This window comes from Sphingomicrobium arenosum (assembly GCF_026157085.1).
GTDB lineage: Bacteria > Pseudomonadota > Alphaproteobacteria > Sphingomonadales > Sphingomonadaceae > Sphingomicrobium > Sphingomicrobium arenosum.
The window spans coordinates 1,377,761-1,397,742 of record NZ_JANPVN010000001.1 but is presented as its reverse complement, the minus strand read 5'-3'; the positions used below and the strand labels follow the sequence as shown (position 1 = coordinate 1,397,742).

20 protein-coding genes and 1 tRNA gene are annotated in these 19,982 nt (G+C 65.3%); 16 read left to right on the top strand and 5 right to left on the bottom strand.

Annotation, left to right across the window (positions count from 1 at the left end; translation table 11 throughout):
* Window positions 1–2 precede the first annotated feature (2 nt).
* Window positions 3–1,160 carry an acyl-CoA dehydrogenase family protein gene (locus NUW51_RS07040; protein WP_265564086.1) on the bottom strand — a complete coding sequence of 386 codons (1,158 nt, stop codon included), beginning with the start codon at window positions 1,158–1,160 and terminating at the stop codon, window positions 3–5.
* A 79-nt stretch (window positions 1,161–1,239) separates the two neighbouring features.
* Here NUW51_RS07040 and NUW51_RS07035 point away from each other — a divergent pair, with 79 nt between their 5' ends.
* From NUW51_RS07035 to NUW51_RS07020, 4 genes are all read left to right on the top strand, one after another.
* Window positions 1,240–2,487: an acyl-CoA dehydrogenase family protein gene (locus tag NUW51_RS07035; protein ID WP_265564084.1), complete on the top strand. Its 1,248-nt coding sequence runs from the start codon at window positions 1,240–1,242 to the stop codon at window positions 2,485–2,487.
* Entirely contained in the window at window positions 2,484–3,260 is a 777-nt protein-coding gene (locus NUW51_RS07030) for an SDR family NAD(P)-dependent oxidoreductase (RefSeq protein WP_265564082.1), read from the top strand. The genes NUW51_RS07035 and NUW51_RS07030 overlap by 4 nt, the downstream gene beginning before the upstream one ends.
* A gap of 106 nt (window positions 3,261–3,366) precedes the next feature.
* Window positions 3,367–4,122 (top strand): SDR family NAD(P)-dependent oxidoreductase, encoded by a 756-nt coding sequence (locus NUW51_RS07025; protein ID WP_265564079.1) that lies wholly within the window; start codon window positions 3,367–3,369, stop codon window positions 4,120–4,122.
* A gap of 15 nt (window positions 4,123–4,137) precedes the next feature.
* The gene (locus NUW51_RS07020) at window positions 4,138–6,192 is read left to right on the top strand and encodes a 3-hydroxyacyl-CoA dehydrogenase NAD-binding domain-containing protein (protein WP_265564077.1); all 2,055 of its coding nucleotides are present in this window, start codon (window positions 4,138–4,140) and stop codon (window positions 6,190–6,192) included.
* Here the strand turns inward: NUW51_RS07020 and NUW51_RS07015 are convergent.
* The gene (locus NUW51_RS07015) at window positions 6,182–6,676 is read right to left on the bottom strand and encodes a hypothetical protein (protein ID WP_265564075.1); all 495 of its coding nucleotides are present in this window, start codon (window positions 6,674–6,676) and stop codon (window positions 6,182–6,184) included. The two genes, NUW51_RS07020 and NUW51_RS07015, sit on opposite strands and share 11 nt — an antisense overlap.
* An 80-nt stretch (window positions 6,677–6,756) precedes the next feature.
* Here NUW51_RS07015 and NUW51_RS07010 point away from each other — a divergent pair, with 80 nt between their 5' ends.
* The 10 genes from NUW51_RS07010 to speD all read left to right on the top strand — a co-directional run bounded on the left by NUW51_RS07010 (window position 6,757) and on the right by speD (window position 15,796).
* Complete coding sequence (locus tag NUW51_RS07010) at window positions 6,757–7,302, top strand: cytochrome b (protein WP_265564074.1); 546 nt, start codon at window positions 6,757–6,759, stop codon at window positions 7,300–7,302.
* A 74-nt stretch (window positions 7,303–7,376) separates the two neighbouring features.
* On the top strand, window positions 7,377–9,212 hold the full coding sequence (gene typA / locus NUW51_RS07005) for a translational GTPase TypA (protein ID WP_265564071.1): 1,836 nt from the start codon (window positions 7,377–7,379) through the stop codon (window positions 9,210–9,212).
* 365 nt (window positions 9,213–9,577) lie between these two features.
* On the top strand, window positions 9,578–10,174 hold the full coding sequence (locus tag NUW51_RS07000) for a cell wall hydrolase (RefSeq protein WP_265564069.1): 597 nt from the start codon (window positions 9,578–9,580) through the stop codon (window positions 10,172–10,174).
* A gap of 244 nt (window positions 10,175–10,418) precedes the next feature.
* A complete protein-coding gene (locus NUW51_RS06995; RefSeq protein ID WP_265564067.1) occupies window positions 10,419–11,429 on the top strand; it encodes an SPFH domain-containing protein in 1,011 nt (336 codons plus the stop codon).
* A 23-nt stretch (window positions 11,430–11,452) separates the two neighbouring features.
* The gene (locus tag NUW51_RS06990) at window positions 11,453–12,130 is read left to right on the top strand and encodes a DUF4178 domain-containing protein (protein ID WP_265564065.1); all 678 of its coding nucleotides are present in this window, start codon (window positions 11,453–11,455) and stop codon (window positions 12,128–12,130) included.
* Complete coding sequence (locus NUW51_RS06985; RefSeq protein ID WP_265564063.1) at window positions 12,127–13,461, top strand: DUF4178 domain-containing protein; 1,335 nt, start codon at window positions 12,127–12,129, stop codon at window positions 13,459–13,461. Before NUW51_RS06990 ends, NUW51_RS06985 begins: the two co-directional genes overlap by 4 nt.
* A 12-nt stretch (window positions 13,462–13,473) precedes the next feature.
* A complete protein-coding gene (locus NUW51_RS06980; RefSeq protein ID WP_265564061.1) occupies window positions 13,474–13,626 on the top strand; it encodes a hypothetical protein in 153 nt (50 codons plus the stop codon).
* A gap of 32 nt (window positions 13,627–13,658) precedes the next feature.
* Entirely contained in the window at window positions 13,659–13,868 is a 210-nt protein-coding gene (locus NUW51_RS06975) for a DUF350 domain-containing protein (RefSeq protein WP_265564059.1), read from the top strand.
* Window positions 13,861–15,453 carry a polyamine aminopropyltransferase gene (locus tag NUW51_RS06970; RefSeq protein ID WP_265564057.1) on the top strand — a complete coding sequence of 531 codons (1,593 nt, stop codon included), beginning with the start codon at window positions 13,861–13,863 and terminating at the stop codon, window positions 15,451–15,453. Before NUW51_RS06975 ends, NUW51_RS06970 begins: the two co-directional genes overlap by 8 nt.
* Complete coding sequence (gene speD, locus NUW51_RS06965) at window positions 15,443–15,796, top strand: adenosylmethionine decarboxylase (RefSeq protein WP_265564055.1); 354 nt, start codon at window positions 15,443–15,445, stop codon at window positions 15,794–15,796. The genes NUW51_RS06970 and speD overlap by 11 nt, the downstream gene beginning before the upstream one ends.
* A 32-nt stretch (window positions 15,797–15,828) precedes the next feature.
* Here the strand turns inward: speD and NUW51_RS06960 are convergent.
* A tRNA-Gln gene (locus NUW51_RS06960) sits at window positions 15,829–15,902 on the bottom strand.
* Between the two features lie 182 nt (window positions 15,903–16,084).
* On the opposite strand from NUW51_RS06960, the gene NUW51_RS06955 reads away from it, so the two are divergent.
* A complete protein-coding gene (locus NUW51_RS06955) occupies window positions 16,085–17,143 on the top strand; it encodes a Ppx/GppA phosphatase family protein (protein ID WP_265564054.1) in 1,059 nt (352 codons plus the stop codon).
* Window positions 17,140–17,838, top strand: a complete 699-nt coding sequence (locus NUW51_RS06950; protein WP_265564051.1) for an RlmE family RNA methyltransferase — start codon at window positions 17,140–17,142, stop codon at window positions 17,836–17,838. The genes NUW51_RS06955 and NUW51_RS06950 overlap by 4 nt, the downstream gene beginning before the upstream one ends.
* Before the next feature lie 3 nt (window positions 17,839–17,841).
* Here NUW51_RS06950 and NUW51_RS06945 read toward each other — a convergent pair whose 3' ends face one another.
* Together NUW51_RS06945 and NUW51_RS06940 are read right to left on the bottom strand one after the other, a co-directional pair.
* On the bottom strand, window positions 17,842–18,555 hold the full coding sequence (locus NUW51_RS06945) for a DsbA family protein (protein ID WP_265564049.1): 714 nt from the start codon (window positions 18,553–18,555) through the stop codon (window positions 17,842–17,844).
* 3 nt (window positions 18,556–18,558) lie between these two features.
* Complete coding sequence (locus tag NUW51_RS06940) at window positions 18,559–19,920, bottom strand: M48 family metalloprotease (RefSeq protein WP_265564047.1); 1,362 nt, start codon at window positions 19,918–19,920, stop codon at window positions 18,559–18,561.
* Window positions 19,921–19,982 lie beyond the last annotated feature (62 nt).

Below are 19,982 nucleotides of genomic sequence, written 5' to 3'. Positions count from 1 at the left end.
TTTCAGGCTCCCGGAAGCTGAAGGATATGCTTGGCGATGATGCCGAGCTGGATTTCGCTGGTGCCGCCCTCGATCGAATTGGCCTTGGTGCGCAGCCAGTCGCGCGGTTTGGCGCCGCCCTTGGACCGTTCGCTTTCCCATTCGAGCGCATCACTGCCGCCGCCCTGCATCACCAGTTCGTGCCGCCGCTTGTTCAGCTCCGTGCCCGCATATTTCATCATGCTCGGCTCGGCGGGATGCGCCTCGCCCGCCTTCAGTTTGTCGATGAAATGCTCGCTCATCGCCTGGAAGGCCAGTGCATCGACATCGAAGCGCGCAAGGTCGGCCGCCAGGATCGGGTCGGCATCGCCGATGGCCTCGGACAGCAAGGACGACCCAGCGCCGCCGCCCAATCCCATGCCGCTGATCATCTCGCGCTCGTGGCCCAGCAGATATTTGGCCACCGTCCAGCCCTTGTTCTCCTCGTGGACGAGCTGGTCCTTGGGCACCTTCACATCGTCGAAAAAGGTCTCGCAGAACGGGCTGTAGCCGCTGATCAGCTTGATCGGCTTGGTCGACACGCCCTCGGACGCCATGTCGAACAGGAGAAAGCTGATCCCGCCATGCTTGCTCTCCTTTGAGGTGCGCACGAGGCAGAAGATCCAGTCGGCCTGGTCGGCATAGCTCGTCCACACCTTCTGGCCGTTGACGACATAATGGTCGCCCGCATCCTCGGCGCTGGTCCGCAGCCCCGCCAGATCGCTCCCCGCGCCCGGCTCCGAATAGCCCTGGCACCAGCGAATTTCGCCGCGCGCGATGGCCGGCAGGAAACGTTTCTTCTGTTCCTCGGTACCGAATTTGAGGAGCGCCGGGCCAAGCATCGAGATGCCGAAACTGGTGAGCGGCGTGCGCACGCCCATCTTCTTCATCTCGGCCTTGAGGACCTTGGCTTCCTCGGGGCTGAGGCCGCCGCCGCCATATTCCTTCGGCCAGTCGGGCACGGTCCAGCCGCGTTCCCCCGCTTTCTCCAGCCACGTCTTCTGATCCTCCGACTGGAAGACGAAATCGCGCCCGCCCCAGCAGATATCTTTCTCGCTGGTCGCCGGCGTGCGCATCGCTGGGGGCACATTGTCCTCCAGCCAGCTCCGTACGTCGTGCGCAAACCTCTCCAGATCGGCCATGGCCTTGTCCTTTACGAAAACGGCAAGTAGCTCCGTTTTGGAACGCTACCGAAGCGTTGGCAACAGGGAGAGAGCGGCGATGGACTTTGACCTTACGGAAAGGCAGCAATTTTTCCGCGACAAGGTGAAAGCCTTCATCGACGAGCATGTTCGGCCACGAGTCGGCGACTATCATGCGCAGATCGCCGACGGCGACCGCTGGCAGCCGCTACCCGTCATCGAGGAGCTGAAACCGCTCGCCCATAAGGCGGGCTTGTGGAACCTGTTCATGCCGCCCGGCGGCCAGCTCCAGCATGTCGACGAGACTTTCCAATTCGAGGGCGAACAGCTCACCAATCTCGAATATGCGCTCTGCGCCGAGGAAATGGGCCGCATCATGTGGTCTAGCGAGGTCTTCAACTGTTCGGCCCCCGACACCGGCAACATGGAAGTCTTCCACCGCTACGGCACGCGCGAGCAGAAGGAACAGTGGCTCGCCCCCCTGATGCGCGGCGAGATTCGTTCGGCCTTCCTCATGACCGAACCGGGCGTTGCCTCGTCCGATGCGACCAATATTCAATGTTCGATCCGCCGTGACGGCGACGATTATGTCATCAACGGCAAGAAATGGTGGTCGTCGGGCGCAGGGGACCCGCGCGCGAAGGTCGCCATCCTCATGGGCAAGACCGACCCCGAGGAGCACAAATATCGCCAGCAGTCGATGATCCTCATGCCGCTGGACGCCGACGGCGTGACGGTCGAACGCCCGCTCACCGTCTACGGCTATGACGACGCGCCGCACGGCCATATGGAAATCAAGCTCGACAATGTCCGCGTGCCCGCCTCCAACCTGCTCTTGGGCGAAGGGCGCGGGTTCGAGATCGCGCAGGGCCGCCTCGGCCCGGGCCGCATCCACCATTGCATGCGCACCATCGGCGCGGCCGAGGAAGCGCTCGAACTGATGGTGAAGCGGCTCAACAGCCGTGTCGCCTTCGGCAAGACCATCGCCGAACATTCGGTGTGGGAGCAACGCGTCGCCGACGCGCGGATCGAAATCGACTGCACTCGGCTCCTCTGTCTGAAGGCCGCCGACATGATGGACAAGCATGGCAACAAGGCTGCCAAGGCCGAGATCGCGATGATCAAGGTGAAGGCGCCCAATATGGCGCTCAAGGTCATCGACGATGCGGTGCAGGCCTTCGGCGGTGCGGGCGTCAGCCAGGACACCCCGCTCGCCGCCATGTGGGCAGGCATCCGCACGCTGCGCCTCGCCGACGGTCCCGACGAGGTGCATGCACGGAGCATCGCCAAGCTCGAATATGCCAAACATGCGGAGATTGCCCGATGACCGACCCCTTCGACCTCACCGGCAAGACGACCATCGTGACCGGTTCATCGCGCGGCATCGGCAAGGCGATCGCCGAACAACTGGCCATGCGCGGCGCCAATGTCGTGATCTCCAGCCGCACACAGGAGACCTGCGAAGAGGTCGCCAATACGATCAATGCCGCCGGGCGGGGCAAGGCCATCGCGGTCGCCGCCAACATCTCGGACAAGGCTGGCCTCCAGGCGATGGTCGACAAGGCCAACGCCGAGTTCGGCCGGGTCGACATCCTCGTCTGCAACGCCGCCTCCAACCCCTATTTCGGGCCGATGGGCGGCATCTCGGACGAACAGTTCGAGAAGATTCTTCAGAACAACGTCATTTCCAATCACTGGCTGATCCAAATGGTCGCCCCCGGCATGCTCGAGCGCGAGGACGGTTCGATCGTCATCGTCTCCTCGATCGGCGGCATGACCGCCTCGACCACCATCGGCGCCTATAATGTCTCCAAAGCCGCCGACTTCCAGCTCGCGCGCAACCTCGCCGCCGAATTCGGTCCCAAGAAGGTGCGCGTCAACTGCATCGCCCCCGGCCTCATCCGCACCGACTTCGCCAAGGCGCTATGGGAAAATCCCGAGCTCTTGAAGAAGATCACCCGCCATATGCCCTTGCGCCGCATCGGCGAGCCCGAGGAAATCGCCGGCGCCGCCGTCTACCTCGCCTCGCCAGCCTCCTCGTACATGACTGGCCAGAGCATCGTCGTTGACGGTGGCAGCACGATCGGAGCGGGCCTGTGAGCGCCCCCACTCGTCGCCCCAGCGAAGGCTGGGGCCCATGCCTCCGAGGTAAGGCGCAGCGCCCTGACATGGATCCCAGCCTTCGCTGGGATGACGGAGAAGTGAAATGACCAAGCGCCTCGACGGCAAGATCGCCATCATCACCGGCGCGGGCTCAGGGATAGGCCGCGCCACCGCCGACCTGTGGCGCGCCGAGGGTGCCACCGTCGTCGCCGCCGATCTCGTCGGCACCGACGTCACCGTCGATGCAGGCTCGGAAAGCTCGGTCAAGCAGCTCATCGACAGCACCGTCGACCAGCATGGCGGGCTCGACCTTCTTTTCGCCAACGCCGGCGTCTCGGGCGGCTTCGACGGCATCTTCGACCAGGACGAGCGCGCCTGGGCCGAGATCCTGCGCGTCAACCTCATCGGCCCCGCCATGGCGATCAAGCATGCCGCCCCGCACATCAAGAAGCGCGGCGGCGGCTCGATCATCGTCACTGCCTCGGTCGCCGGCCTGCGCTCGGGCGCGGGCGGCCCTGCCTATACGGCGTCCAAGGCCGGGGTCATCAACCTCGTGAAAATCAGCGCCCAGCAGCTCACCGGCTCGGGCGTGCGCGTCAACGCCATCTGCCCCGGCCTGATCGAGACCGGCATGACCCAATTCATCTACGATCACGCCCGCCAGAAAGGCCGCGAGGCCGAGATTGGCAGCCTCAACCCCATGCAGCGCGGCGGCGAGCCCGAAGAGATCGCCCATGCCGCGCTCTTCCTCGCCTCCGACGAGGCATCTTACGTCAACGGCCACGCGTTGGTCGTCGACGGCGGACTTTCCAGTTCCCACCCCTATACGCGGCAGGTTTACGGCCGCACCGCAAGCTAAACGGAGAGAATATCGATGAGCGATCCCATCAGCACCGAAGACCACGGCCCCGTCCGCATCATCTGGTCGGACAACCCGCCCGTGAACGCGCTGGGCGCGGCGGTGCGCCAGGGTCTCGTGCGCGAGATCGAGGCCGCCGAGGCCGATGATAGCGTCGAGGCGATCGTCATCGCCTGCAAGGGCCGCACCTTCTTCGCGGGCGCCGACATTTCCGAATTCGGCAAGCCCCCGGTGATGCCGTGGCTGCCCACCGTCGTCGACCGGATCGAGGCCTGCGAAAAGCCCGTCGTCGCCGCCATCCACGGCACCGCGCTGGGCGGCGGCTGCGAGGTCGCCTTGGGCTGCCACTATCGCGTCGCGCTGCCCAGCGCCAAGCTCGGCTTCCCCGAAGTCAATCTCGGCCTCCTGCCGGGCGCGGGCGGCACTCAGCGCGGCCCCCGCGTCGCGGGCGTCGAGCTCGCGCTCCAGATGGCCGTCACCGGCAAGCCTGTCTCGGCGCAGGTCGCCGCCGATGCCGGTCTCGTCGATCGCATCATCGAGGGCGATCTCATCGAACACGCCGTCGCTTATGCCAATGAGGTCAAGGACACCCGCCCGCTTCCGCGCAGCTCGCAGCGCGACGATCGCGTCACCGATGTCGACCCCGCCGTCTTCGAAGACTTCAAGAAGAAAAACGCCAAGCTCTTCCGCGGCGACGTGGCGCCGGCCGCCAACCTCGAGATGATCAAGGTCGCGACCGAGAAAAGCTATGACGAAGGCATCATGGCCGAGCGCAACAAGTTCATGGAACTGATGGTCGGCGACCAGGCCAAGGCGCGCCAATATTTTTTCTTCGCCGAGCGCAAGGCCTCGAAGATCGAGGGCGTCTCCGACGACGTCCAGCCGCGCGAGATCAAGCGCGTCGGCGTCATCGGTGCGGGCACCATGGGCGGCGGCATCTCGATGAACTTCCTCACCGCGGGCATCCCCGTCACCATCGTCGAGATGAACCAGGACGCGCTCGACCGCGGCACCGGCATCATGCGCAAGAATTACGAGAGCACCGCCAAGAAGGGCCGCATGACCGCCGAGCAGGTCGAAAGCGCGATGGGCCTCCTGAAGCCCAGCCTCGACTTTAACGACCTTGCCGAATGCGACCTCATCATCGAGGCGGTTTACGAGAATATGGACGTGAAGAAGGACATCTTCGGACGTCTCGACGGCATTGCCAAGAAGGGCGCGATCCTCGCCTCCAACACCAGCTATCTCGACATCAACGAGATTGCCGCCGCGACCAGCCGCCCGCAGGATGTGCTGGGCCTGCACTTCTTCTCGCCCGCCAACATCATGAAATTGCTCGAGGTCGTGCGCGGCGATCAAACCGCCGACGACGTCCTCGTCACGGCGATGGCGCTGGCCAAGAAAATCCGCAAGGTCGCGGTCATCGCGGGTGTCTGCTACGGCTTCATCGGCAACCGCATGTTGATCCCGCGCCAGCTCGAAGCCGAAAAGCTCCTCATGGAGGGCGCCACCCCGGCACAGGTCGACAAGGTCCATGTCGACTTCGGTATGCCGATGGGCCCTTTCCAGATGGCCGACCTGGCGGGCGTGGACATCGGCTGGCACCGCGACCCCAGCCGCATCGAGAGCATCCGCGACGCGCTCTGCGCCATCGATCGCTGGGGCCAGAAGAAGGGCGCGGGCTTTTACGACTATGACGACAACCGCCGCCCCAGCCCGTCGGAAAAGGTGCAGTCCATCATCGATGATTTCGCCAAGCAGAAGGGCGTCGAGCAACATGACATCGACGACCAGGAAATCATCGAGCGCACGCTCTACACCATGGTCAACGAGGGCGCGAAGATCCTCGAGGAAGGCAAGGCGCAGCGCGCGTCCGATATCGACGTCGTCTGGGTCTATGGCTACGGCTGGCCCGTCTATCGCGGCGGCCCGATGTATTGGGCGGACAGCGTCGGCCTCGACAAGATCGTCGCAGGCCTGAAGCGCCAGAAGGACCATCTCGGCGACAACTTCAGCTTCTCGCGGCTCCTCCTCGACAAGGCCGAGAAGGGCGAGAAGTTCACTCGTTAGACGGTGTCAGGCGGGGCCGGCCCTCCGGCTCCGCCTCCATCAAATCGAGAAGGCCCGACAGGCTGGCGAGGTTCATGTCGAATTCCGCCTCCCACTGGGCCTGCGTGACTCCGCTGCAATCGAGCTCGACCACCGCGAGGTATTCCAGCACTTCATCCATCGCTTCGCGACGTTCGTCTTCCAACCCCATGTTCTCGATCCGCTCGAGAAGTGCGACCACTTGCGCGCGCCGTGCCTGCCAAGCCGCACCCTCGACGATGTCGTCGCCCGTATAACCATAGCCGATGTCGAGCGTCGTCCACGAGGCAGGCGTCAGCATGCATGGCACCAGCAGGCTCGCTGCTTCCTTTTCGAACTGCTCGACGAGCTCCTGGTCGAATGTGGGACTGCAACCGGCGACCGAGACGAGAACCCCGGCCGACAGGGCGGCGCGAAACGACAGCTTGCGGTATTGCCGGGCAGACATGCCCTCTCCCATAACCATGAAGTTGCCTTGTTGATCACTTGCGCTTGCATGGCCGTCAAGAGCGTGCATGAGTGCGGCGACACGTCTTCGGGGGATCCATGCAAAAGCCGCACATTCGCTATTCCGCGCTCGCCGCCTTCTGGCACTGGCTTGCCGCCGCGCTGGTCATCGCGCAATTCACTACCGGTTGGCTCTTCCATAAGGTCTATGAGCGCGGCAGTGCGGCGCGCGTCGACATGTTCGAATGGCACAAGACCATCGGCGCGGCGCTCATCCTCGTCGTCTTCCTGCGTCTCGCGACACGCTTCGTCAGCACCGCGCCGGCGCAGCCCGAGCGCCTGCCGAAATGGGAACGCGTCGCCGCGGTGGTCAGCCACTTCCTCCTCTACGTCTTCCTCGTCGCCATTCCGCTAGGCGGGCTCATGGCGGTGTCGAAGGGCGGCGGCTGGGTCGACTTGAAGTTCGGGCTCGTCTTCCCCAGCGTCCCCGGCATCTCCGAGGCGGTCGCCGAATGGGCGGGCGAGGCGCATGCGACCTATGTCTGGGCCTTCGGTGCGCTGCTCGTCGTGCACCTGCTCGCCGCCGTCTATCACCAGAGCCGCCGCGATGCCGCCGCGGGGCGCATGCCGCCCTTTCAGCGCTAACCGACGCTATTGGACTAGGATTGCACCGTCTTTTCGGCTAGGGGGCCGCCAAACCTCCTAACCGGACAAGATACATGCAGCTTCGCAACGTAGCCATCATCGCGCACGTCGATCATGGCAAGACTACCCTCGTCGACCAGCTTTTCCGCCAGTCGGGCACCTTCCGCGACAACCAGCGCGTGGAAGAACGCGCGATGGATTCGAACGACCTCGAAAAAGAGCGCGGGATCACCATCCTCGCCAAATGCACCTCGATCGTGTGGGAAGGCGAGGGCCGCGAGCCCGTGCGCATCAACATCGTCGACACTCCCGGCCACGCCGACTTCGGCGCCGAGGTGGAACGCATCCTCTCGATGGTCGACGGCGTGATCCTGCTCGTCGATGCCGCCGAAGGCCCGATGCCCCAGACCAAGTTCGTCTGCCAGAAGGCGCTCGGCCTCGGCCTTCGCCCCATCGTCGTCGTCAACAAGATCGACCGCCCCGATGCGCGCGAGGCCGAGGTGCTCGACGAGGTGTTCGAACTCTTCCTGACGCTCGATGCCAATGACGAACAGCTCGACTTTCCTGCGCTCTACGCCTCGGGCCGCTCGGGCTTCGCCTCGACCGATCCGGCGGCGCGCGAGGGCAATCTCACGCCGCTGTTCGAAACGATCGTCGACCATGTCCCCGCACCCGGTCTCGACACCGAGGGCGAGTTCAAGATGCTCGCCACGCTCCTCGACCGCGACAACTTCCTCGGCCGCATCCTGACCGGCCGCATCGAGCAGGGCACCTTGAAGGTCGGCGATCCCGTTCGCGCCATCGACGTCAACGGCAACAAGGTCGAAGACGCGCGCATCTCCAAGCTGTTCGCCTTCCAGGGCCTCGAACGCGTGCCGGTCGAGACGGCCAAGGCGGGCGACATCGTCGCCATCGCCGGCCTCATGACCGCGACCGTGTCGAATACCATCGGCACCCCGACCATCACCGAGCCGGTCCCGGCCTCGGAAATCGATCCGCCGACGCTCAGCATGACCTTCGCGGTCAACGACAGCCCCTTCGCCGGCCAGGACGGCGACAAGGTGCAGAGCCGCGTCATCCGCGAGCGCCTCGAGCGCGAGGCCGAGACCAATGTCGCGATCCGCGTCAGCGAAAGCGCCGACAAGGATGCCTTCGAGGTCGCCGGCCGCGGCGAACTGCAGCTTGGCGTGCTCATCGAGAATATGCGCCGCGAGGGCTTCGAATTGTCGATCAGCCGCCCGCGCGTCCTCCTCAAGGACGGTCCCGACGGCCGCGAGGAGCCCTATGAAACCGTCGTCGTCGACGTCGATGACGATTATTCGGGCACCGTCGTCGAGAAGATGGCGATGCGCAAGGCCGAGATGACCGACATGCGTCCCTCGGGCCAAGGCAAGACCCGCCTGACCTTCAGCGCCCCCTCGCGCGGCCTCATCGGCTATCACGGCGAGTTCCTGTCGGACACCCGCGGCACCGGCATCATGAACCGCGTGTTCGAACGCTACGGCCCCTACAAGGGCAAGATCGAGGGTCGCCAGAATGGTGCGCTCATCTCGATGGAGAAAGGCGATGCAGTCGCTTATGCGCTGAACGCGCTCGAAGATCGCGGCATCCTCTTCATCTCGCCCGGCGACCCGCTCTATGCGGGCATGGTGATCGGCGAGAATGCCAAGCCGCAGGACCTCGAGGTCAACGCCCAGAAGTCCAAGCAGCTCACCAACTTCCGCGCCTCGGGCAAGGATGAAGGCATCCGCCTCACCCCGCCGCGTCGCATGACGCTCGAACAGGCCATCGCCTATATCCAGGACGATGAACTGGTCGAGGTCACGCCCGGCGCCATCCGCCTGCGCAAGCGCTATCTCGACACGCATGAGCGCAAGAAGATGAGCCGCAAGGACGCTGCTGCCGTCTGATTCGGACAAAAGGGCGAAATATCGCCCGCCGACGAACCGAAGGCCCTCGCCGATGAACTGCGGCGGGGGCCTTTTTCGTTCATTTAACGGACAGCTATTCGTTCATGTATTCGAAAGAAAAACCCAAGAAAAACAACGGGTTGCACATTTCGTCGCAGTGCAACATCCGTTTACCGCTCGGCGCCTTTTTTTATTTCAACAAGGAACTAAATTGATCCTTGTAACGAGAGAGAGCGAGGGCTCGCACCGCCGTGGAGGGTTGGTGGAGAGCGAGAGCGAGACGGACAAGTCGGATCAACCGCCGCACTAGCAGGGACGAGCCTGCTGGCGGATGAACGCACGGCCGCACGTCATAAGAGACACAATTGATCAAGCTTCGTAGTTCGGGCCTCGCGCCCGTCATTGGTGCCGCTTTGCTTGCCACCGCCGGTGGCGCCCAGGTTTCCGCCCACATCACTGCCGCCACGGGTCCGGGTCTCGACGACGCCACCCGCGCCGCCTTCCTCGACCGCGCTGCGGAGATCGCCGAGGACGAGCAGTTCACGCTCGACGAGATGGTCGAGAACAATCGCGGCATCGCCGATAGCGAACTCACCGAACAGGAATGGTGCCTCGCCAACGCGATCTATTTCGAAGCGCGCGGCGAGAGCCTCGAGGGGCAGCTGGCGGTCGCCGACGTGGTGATCAACCGCACCGAGAGCGAGCGCTATCCCGACAATTGGTGCGACGTCATCAAGCAGAAGGCGCAGTTCAGCTTCGTCCAGAACCGTCGCTTCCCGCGCATCACCGAGATGAAGCCCTGGGACACCGCCAAGGCCGTCGCCCAGGTCGCCATCGACGACGCCTATGAAGTCGTGCGTGGCGAGGTGCTCTGGTACCATGCCGACTACGTCAATCCGCATTGGGCTCCCGCCTTCAACGAAGTCGCCAAGGTCGGCACCCACATCTTCTACCAGAGCTAAGAGTTTTCGTCCCCGCCACGCGGGGGCGCCGACGGGCCTCTCTCTCGTTACAATTGAGAGGGCGGGGCCGGGGAGCTCTTGCTCACCCGGCCCCGTTTGGCCCGATGAAACAGCGAAAGCCGCGCTCGTCCGACAGTGGCGAGCGCGGCTTTTTCACGTCGGACGCGCGCGCTTTCCCTTGCCGCCGATGCCGCTTCATGCTGATATCCCCTGCGAGTGTTTCAGCCTGTCGCGTGGGGAAAAAATGGGGTTCTTTTCCAAGCAGTTCATCGACGTCATCGAATGGGAGCAGTCCCCCGGCCAACTCGCCTGGCGCGTGCCGATGGAGGACAATGAAATCCAATATGGCGCCCAGCTCACGGTGCGCGACGGGCAACAGGCGATCTTCCTCAACAATGGCGAGGTGACCGACTGCCTGCCCGCCGGGCTGTTCAAGCTCGACACCGACACGCTGCCGCTGCTCACCAACCTGAAGAATTGGGACAAGGGCTTCAAATCGCCCTTCAAGTCCGACGTCACCTTCTTCTCGACGCGCGAACAGACCGGCCTCAAATGGGGGACCGCCCAGCCGATCACCGTCCGCGACCCCGAATTCGGCGTCCTGCGCATCCGCGCCTTCGGCACCTATTCCTTCCGCATCGGCGACGTCGAGCATTTCTACCGCACCACCTTCGCCAATCTCGCCGAACTGCATGTCGCCGAGATGGAGGCGCAGATGCGCTCGATCATCGCCACCAGCCTTGCCGCCGTGCTGGGCGCGGGCGACATCCCCTTCCTCGACCTTGCCGCCAACCAGCAGGCCTTGTCCGACAAGCTCAGGCAGGCCGCCGACAATGCCACCGACCAGTGGGGCATCGAGATACCCAGCCTGTTCGTCGAAAGCCTGTCGCTGCCCGAGGCGGTGCAGGAAGCGATCGACAGCGGCGGCTCGATGCGCGCCATCGGCGACCTCGATCAATATGCCCGCTTCAAGGCGGCCGACACGCTCGATGAAGCCGCAAGCGCCTCGGGCGGCGTCGCTGGCGCTGGCGCTGGCATCGCAGCGGCCATGGCGATGGGGCAGGTGATGGCGGGCGGGCTCGGCAACGCCCCCCAGATCGCCGCGCCGTCCTCCGCTCCGGCCGCATCTTCGCCCGAACCGCAGGGCGATCCGCTCGAACTGATCGAGAAGCTGCACAAGCTGCACGTCGCAGGCGCCTTGTCCGAAGAGGAATATAACGCCAAGAAGGCCGAATTGCTGGCCCGGCTGGGCTAGCGGGCTTCGGGGGGAGCGGCAAAGTGGATGCGTTGAACTGCCCGCAATGCGGCGCCGGCGTCGAGGGCGCGCTGCCCGGCCTGCCGGTGGTCACCTGCGCCTCGTGCGATTCCATGCTCATGATCGAGCGCGGCGGAATCGAGAAGGTCGGCGACAGCGGCCATATGCCCTTCGACGTCAGCCCCCTGCAACTCGGCACCAGCCTCATGATCGAAGGCACGCGCGGCGTCCTCGTCGGGCGCGAACGCTGGGCCTGGACGCGCGGCAGCTGGAACGAATGGCTGTGTGAACTCCCCGGCGGCCGCCACGCCTGGGTCGCCGAGGAAACCGGCCTCTACATGATGATGTCGCCGATCGAGCCCGAGCCCGCGGTCATGGAGAGCATCGACGCCCTGTCGCGCCGCGGCCGCGCCGCGCTCGGCAAGCAGATCAAGCTGCGCGACCAATATTTCACCGTCGCCGACGTGAAGACCATCCGCTGCATCGCCAGCGAAGGGCATCTGCCCCATGTCGTCCCCGCCCGTTTCGAGCGCGTCTCGCTCGACTGTCGCCACAAGCTGGGGGTCGCGCTGACCTATCAGCGCGATGCCAATGGCGCCGGGCTGTGGATGGGCGATTATCGCCGCCTCGATGAACTCGCCCCGCGCGGGCTGCGGCGCTTCGATGACTGGGCCGCGCCTCGTTTCGAGGGGGTCGCATGAACGATTATCAGACCATCGCGACCCCGTCGGTCAAGGCGATCGACTGCCCGTCCTGCGGCGGCAGCCTCGAATTGCGCGCGGCAGGGTTCACCACCCTCATCGTCTGCCAATATTGCGGCAGCGCGCTCGACGTCGCCACTTCCGAGATCAAGCTCGTCGCCGAAAAGGCGCAGGCGGGCGCCGCGCTCACGCTGCCGCTCGGCACGCGCGGCCCGCTGTTCGACGTCGAATGGGCAGTGATCGGCTATCTCGAATTACAGGAAGAGACGGGCGAATGCGACCGCTGGTCCGAATATCTCCTGTTCAATCCCTATCACGGCTATCGCTGGCTCGTGCACCAGCACGCCGGCTGGAGCTTCGGCACTCCGCTGATGGCGCAGCCCGCTGCAGGCAATGCCTATGACTTCGACCATGACGGACGCCGATACCGCCAGTGCCACAAGCTCGCCCACGCCCGCGTCGACTATGTCCTCGGCGAATTTTACTGGCATGTGAAGCGCGGCGACCAGACACAGAATAAGGCCTTCGTTTCGGGCGAGCACCTCCTGTCCTGCGAAGTCTCGAGCGACGAATATGAGTGGCTCGAGGAGCGCTTCGTCCCCTCGCGCGACATTGCCGCCGCCTTTGGCACCGACGACAGCGGTCAATATCCCGCGACCAGCTACTCGCCGCTGCCGCACCACCCCAATCCCTGGGGCTCGCTTCTCTCCTTTGCCGCCACGGTCTCGGCCGCCGTCATCGCGGTCGCCATCATCCTCATGATCCTGTTCAGCGGCAGCGGGCAGAAGCTCGAGCGCACCGTGCGCGTGCCGACCGCCGGCGAGAGCCCCGAAGTCACCATCGGCACCTTCGACATCACCGGCCGCCCGCGCCCCTTCATCATCGAGACGCACGGCGTACCGGGCAACAACAATTGGCTCGACGTCGAATATGTCCTCACCAATATGGACAGCGACGCCGCGCGCATCGCCAACCAGCCGGTCGAATATTATTTCGGCAGCGATTACGAAGGCAGTTGGCGCGAGGATCGCACGCGCGGCACCTTGAAGCTGCCCGCCGTCGCCCCCGGTCGCTACGAACTGGAAGCGATCATCTATCGTCCCGAGGACGAATATAGCGAGGCGAGCCAGCTCAATCTGCGTTATCGCAATGCCGCCGATCCCAGCGCCACGGCCAATCGCTCGATCACCGTGCGCGCAGGCACCGGCGGCACCTTCTTCTCCAATTTCATCCTCCTCCTCCTCGCCCTCGGCGCGCCGCTCTTTTGGATCTTTTCCAAGGCGTCGAAATTCGAGACCGACCGGCGCGAGGATTATGATGAATTTTACTAGGAAAGGCCGCGCATGACCAAGAAGATCGTCTTCCTCCTCTGGGCGCTGGCCGCGGGCGTCGCCTTCGCGGCGGCCGCCTATGCCGGCTATTCGCCCTTCGGCGACGGCCGCTCGGCGGGTGGCGCGGGCGCCTACAGCCGGGGCGGGGGCCCCACCCACAAATAGTCACGCGACCAATTCACACGAAAGGCAGCATCATGCTCAACATGGATACCTTCCTCGCCAGCCTCGCTTATTCGCTGATGGGGGTCGTGACCTTCCTCGTCTCCTTCATCGTCATCGACCTGCTCACCCCCGGCAAATTGTGGGCCGAGATCATCGAGAAGCAGAACCGCGCCGTCGCCACGCTGGCGGGGGCGGGCGCGCTCGGCATCGCTATCATCGTCGCCGCCGCGATCCATGGCTGACGACGCGCGGGGGCAGGCGGCCACGCCCGCCGCCCCCGGCGCTGGAACCGGCGGCGGAGATGCGGTGCGGGGCGACACCCCCGATCTCAGCCTCGTCCTCCTCGTCTCGGTCTTCGTCGTGGCGACCTGCGGGCTCGTTTACGAACTGCTCGCGGGCACCATCGCCACCTATCTCCTCGGCGACAGCGTCACCCAATTCTCGACCGTCATCGGCACCTATCTCTTCGCCATGGGGATCGGCAGCTGGTTCTCGCGCTACGTCAAGCGTGACCATCTGCGCTGGTTCGTGCGCGTCGAGGTGATGATCGCGCTCATCGGCGGCGCATCGGGCGCGATGCTGTTCTTGCTCTTCCCGCTGGTCGACGACTTCCGGCCCATCCTCTACGGCCTCGTCCTCCTCATCGGCTTCCTCGTCGGGCTCGAGATTCCGCTCCTCATCAACATCCTCAAGGGCCGCTACAGCTTCGGCGACCTCGTCTCCAACGTGCTGACCTACGACTATATCGGTGCGCTGGCGGCCAGCCTCCTCTTCCCGCTGCTCATCGTGCCCTTCGTCGGGCTCATCCGCGGCGGCTTCATCGTCGGGCTTGCCAATATCCTCGTCGCGCTGCTGCTCGTCTTCCGCCTGCGCCGCGACCCGTTCCTGGCAGCGGAGCGCGTCGCCGCCGTGCTGGTCACGCTGATCCTCTTCGCGGGCGCCATCTTCTCCGAAAAGCTCCAGTCCTTCTCGGAAGGCCAGCTCTACGACGACCCCGTCGTCTATGCAGTGTCGAGTCCCTATCAGCGCATCGCGCTCACCCGCCGCCACGAGGATCTGCGCCTCTATCTCGACGGCAACCTCCAATTCTCGGCGCGCGATGAATATCGCTATCACGAAGCCCTCGTCTGGCCCGCGCTGGGCCGCGTCCAGCGCCCGTCCCGCGTCCTCATTCTCGGCGGTGGCGACGGCCTCGCGCTCCGGGAAGTGCTCAAGCATGACGGCGTGCGCGAGGCCGTGCTGGTCGACCTCGACCCCGCCATCACCAAGCTCTTCTCCTCTGCCCCCGCGCTTGCGGCCATCAACCAGGCCGCCTTCGATGATCCGCGCGTCACCACCATCAATGCCGATGCGTTCACCTGGGTGCGCGATGAACCCAGCCGCTTCGACGTCGTCATCATCGATCTGCCCGATCCGACCAACCATTCGATCGGCAAGCTCTACAGCCGCACCTTCTATCGCGGCATCGCCCGCCTCCTCGCTCCCGGCGGGGTGGCGTCGGTCCAGTCGGGGTCGGCCTATGTGACCCCGCAAAGCTTCGCCATGGTCGGCGCCACGCTCGAGGCCGCCGGGCTGCCGGTCCGCCCCTTTCACGTCTACGTCCCGAGCTTCGGCGAATGGGGCTTCCACCTCGCCGGCGCGCCTGCCGCGATCCATCGTAAGCTTCTCTTCATCCCCGATGACCTACGCTTCCTGACCGAAGAGGGCGAAGCGCGTCTTTACGATTTCGCCCCCGACATGCGGGCCGAGCCACCGGGCATCAATCGGCTCGACAACCAGGCGCTGGTGCGTCTCTTCACAAGGGAATGGCGCCGCTATGGCGAATGAGATAGGCACGGCTGGCAATCACGCGCTGCTCGACTGTCGCGGCATCGCGCACGGCCTCGATGATCCCGCGCAGCTCGAACGCATCATGCGCGAGGCCGCCGAGGCCGCCCGCGCCCGCGTCATCGCCGCCCATTTCCATCATTTCGGGGAAGGGCAGGGGGTGACCGGCATGCTGATGCTCGCCGAATCGCACATCAGCGTCCACAGCTGGCCCGAACATGGCTTTGCCGCCTTCGACATCTTCATGTGCGGCGCCGCCGACGTCGAACGCGCGATCGCGGTCATCCGCCATGCCTTCGCCGACGCCACCATCGAGCGCCGCGTCATCGAACGCGGGCGCTAGCCGCGCATCTCACTGATTTTTCGGAAAAGCGCTGGATGCCCCACGTGGATTCGAACCACGATTGACGGATTCAGAGTCCGTAGTCTTACCATTAGACGATGGGGCAACTCACGGGCGCGGCAGGTGCCGCTCCGAAGCGCGTGGGCGGGCTGATAATCACCCGCCGACACCCTGTCAACCGATGCGTGGGCTATGCGGTTGCGCGAACCGGCAAAAGAGGGTTAAAACAGTCTCAGGTCAGCCGCGGGCGTATTCCCGGCCGCGGTGTCGTGTTGGAAGATTATCGTTATGGCGCAAGACGCCGCAAGACAGGCTCCGCCGCGTCGCCGACGCGCCGGACGCCCGCGAGGAGCGCGCAGCGACGCGGCCCCGCGTGGCCGGGCCAACCCCAGCTATGGGGCGCTCGATCTCGGCACCAATAATTGTCGTCTGCTCATCGCCCGTCCCGACGGCGGCGAGGGGTTTACGGTTATCGACGCCTTCAGCCGCATCGTCCGATTGGGCGAGGGGCTCGCCGCCTCTGGCCGCCTGTCCGATGAATCGATGGACCGCGCCGTCGCCGCGCTGGGCGTCTGCGCGCAGAAATTGAAGCGCCGCAACGTCACCCTCTCGCGCTCGGTCGCGACCGAGGCCTGCCGCCGCGCCGCCAACGGCCGCCAGTTCGTCGACCGCGTCCGCCGCGAAACCGGCATCCTCCTCGACATCATCCCGCCGCAGGAAGAAGCCCGGCTCGCCGTGCTCGGCTGTCACAAGCTCCTCGGCCCCGGCGACGGCCCCGCCGTCATCTTCGACATCGGCGGCGGCTCGACCGAGCTGGTGCTGGTCGAGCCCGATGGCGACATTCCTCGCATCCGTGCCTGGTGGTCGGCCCCCTGGGGCGTCGTCAGCCTGACCGAGAGCGAGGGCCGCCCCAATATCGAAGGGCCAGACCGCGTCGCCGCCTATGACCGGATGCGCCGCCGCGCCCGCGACGGCTTTGCCCGCTTCGCCGAATGGCTGCCCAAGGACCGCGGCGACATCCGCCTCCTCGGTACCAGCGGCACCGTCACCACCTTGGCCTCGGTCTATCTCGAACTGCCGAGCTACGATCGCCGCGCCGTCGACGGCCTGCACGTCCCGGTCGATGCGATGCGCCACATCACCACCACCATCGCCGAGCGCGATCCCGCCGGGCGCGCCAGCCTGCCGTGCATCGGCACCGAGCGCGCCGATCTCGTCGTGGCGGGCTGCGCGATCCTCGAGGCGATCCTCGACATCTGGCCCGCGACCGACCTCGGCATCGCCGATCGCGGCATTCGCGAAGGCATCTTGCGCAGCCTCATGGCGCGCGATGGATATCAGCTATGAGCAGGACGACAGGCCGCGGCCGCGGCGGCACGGGCAAGCAGCGGGTCAAGACCGCACGGCGGCGCAGCGCCGCCTCGACGCGCTGGCTGCAACGCCAATTGGACGATCCCTACGTGAAGGCCGCCAAGGCCGACGGCTATCGCAGCCGCGCCGCCTACAAGCTGCTCGAACTCGACGAACGCTTCGATCTCCTGAAGGGCGTGAAGGGCGTCGTCGACCTCGGCGTGGCGCCCGGCGGCTGGACGCAGGTCGTGCGCCAGAAATGCCCCAACGCGCGCGTCGTCGGCATCGACCTGTTGCCGACCGACCCGATCGAGGGCGCCACGCTGCTCGAAATGGACTTCATGGACGATAGCGCGCCCGCCATGCTCAAGGACGCGCTGGGCGGCCCCGCCGATCTCGTCATCTCCGACATGGCGGCCAATACCATCGGCCACAAGCAGACCGACCATCTGCGCACCATGGGGCTGGTCGAGGCCGGGCTCGACTTCGCCTTGGAAGTGCTCGAACCGGGCGGCGCTTTCGTCGCCAAGGTCCTCGCGGGCGGGGCCGACAAGGCGCTCGTCACCCAGCTCAACCGGAATTTCGACAGCGTGAAGCACGCCAAGCCGCCCGCCAGCCGCAAGGGCTCGAGCGAATGGTATGTCGTCGCCAAGGGCTTTCGCGGCCGCGACCGCGAGGGTGACGCCGACTAGCGCCTAGCTTTGCGCGCTGCGCCGCGCCGCCTCGATCGCCTGCTTGTAGGCATCATAGCCATCGGCCGAATTGATGACGCGATTGCCGATCACGAACACCGGCGTGCCGCTCGCGCCGAGCGCGTTGGCGAGCTCGAAATTCTTCTGCAACTCGGCTTCGAAGGCGGGGTCGCGCGCATCCTCCAGCGTCAGGCCGACCTCGGCCAGCGCCGCGGTGATCGTCTCCTCGTTGGGGGTGCCCTGCGCATAAAGGAAGTCGTGGAAGGTCGTGAACTTGCCCGCCTTGGCCGCCGCCAGGCTGGCGCGCGCGGCGATGATGCTGTCGGGGCCGAGCACGGGCAATTCGCGATAGACAACGCGCAGCTTGTCATCCTCCTTGACCAGCCGATCGACGTCGGGCTTGGTCTGGCGACAATAGCCGCAGGCATAATCGTAGAATTCGACCATCACGACATCGGCGTCGTCGGCCGAGGCGCCCTGCACCGCGCCTTCGAACGGCGTCTCGAGCAGCGCCCGATTGGCCTCGATCAACGGCGCATATTGGCGATCGCGCAGCACGTCGCCCGCCTCGAGGATGATCTCGGGATGCTCGAGCAGGCTGGCGCGCACCAGCCGTTCGCCCATCAACTGGGGCGCGGCGGAATAGAAGATGGCGGCGCTCGCGGCAGCGCCCACGAGCCCGCCGATGGCGGCGCTCAGGAAAACAGTCTTGGCCATGGTCTAACGAATCTCCTCGCCTGCTTTTCGCAGTTCATGTTCGCTGACCATGGCGATATCCTGCGCCCGGATAAAGTCCGGACCCGAGCCCAGATTGGCCATCGCCATCCGGGCCGACCCCAGCGCCAACTTGTGCTGGCCGAGCATGTGATAGCGCTCGGCGCTCGCCAGCGCGGCGCGCGGCGTATCGCCCTCGCGATCATAGACTACGCCGAGCTGGTACCAGGCGAAGGGGTTATATTCATCGAGCAGCACGGCACGCTTCAACACGCTCTTCGCCTCGGCGAAATTTCCCTCGTCCTCGGTCGCGATCAAGGCGTGCGCCAGCGTCGTGCCGATAAGCGGCTCGCCCGGCGCCAGCGTCGCGGCGCGACGCAGCGGCTCGAGCGCCTCGTCGGGGCGACCCGATTCGAGCAGGATCTGGCCGTGCAGTTCGAGAAGGAAGGGATCGTCGGGCTCGGCCGCGACCAGCGCCTCGATCTCGCTCAATGCCTGCTCGGGATAGGCGCCCTGATGATAGGCATAAGCGCGCGCGACCTGCGCGATGTCGCTCTGCTGGGCAGGGGGGTAATCGCGCAGCGCCCGCGCCGGGTCGAGATAACCGATGAGCTTGGCCTTCACTCGCTGGAAACGCGCCTCGAGCTCGGGGTCGTTGGGGCGCTCCCACGCCGCATCTTCCTCGTAGATATTCTGGAGGTAGGAAATACGCTCGCCCGACAGGGGGTGGGTGCGCTGGTAGCTATTGTCCTGCGGGATGGCGAGGCGGAATTCCTGGTTCTGCAGCTTCTTGAAAAATTCGATCGAGCCGCGCCCCGAGATGCCCGCCGCCTTCAAGTAGCGCGCGCCCGCGATATCGGCGCTGGTTTCCTGCGTGCGGCTGAAGGCGAGGAACTGGCTCATCGCGACCTGCTGGCCCAGCATCATCGCGCCCATGCCCGCCTCGCCGCTGCCCGCCGCCATGGCGAGCCCGCCAAGCACGAGGCTGGCGATCGAAATGACCGTCGATTTGGAGGCGCCCTGCTGGAGGCGGATGATGTGCCCGCCCTGCACATGGCCCAGCTCGTGCGCGATCACCGCCTGCAACTGGCCGACATGATCGGATGCGGTGATCAGGCCCGAATGGATATAGACGCGCTGCCCGCCCGCGACGAAGGCGTTGATGCTGTCGTCGTTGATCAGCACGAATTCGACATTGCCGGGCTGCATCCCCGCCGCCTCGACCAGCGGCGCGCTGATGTCCTCGAACAGCGCTTCGGTCTCGGCATCGCGCAGGAATTGCTGCGCCATGGCGGGACGGATGGAGAGCGCCGAGAGCAGCGCGAGAAGCGCGGCAATGGCGGCGATGCGTTGGAAGGGCCGCGTCATGGGACCGACTTGTGCGCGCTCGACGCTGAATGGTCCATGAAAAACGCCGCACCGGGCGGACC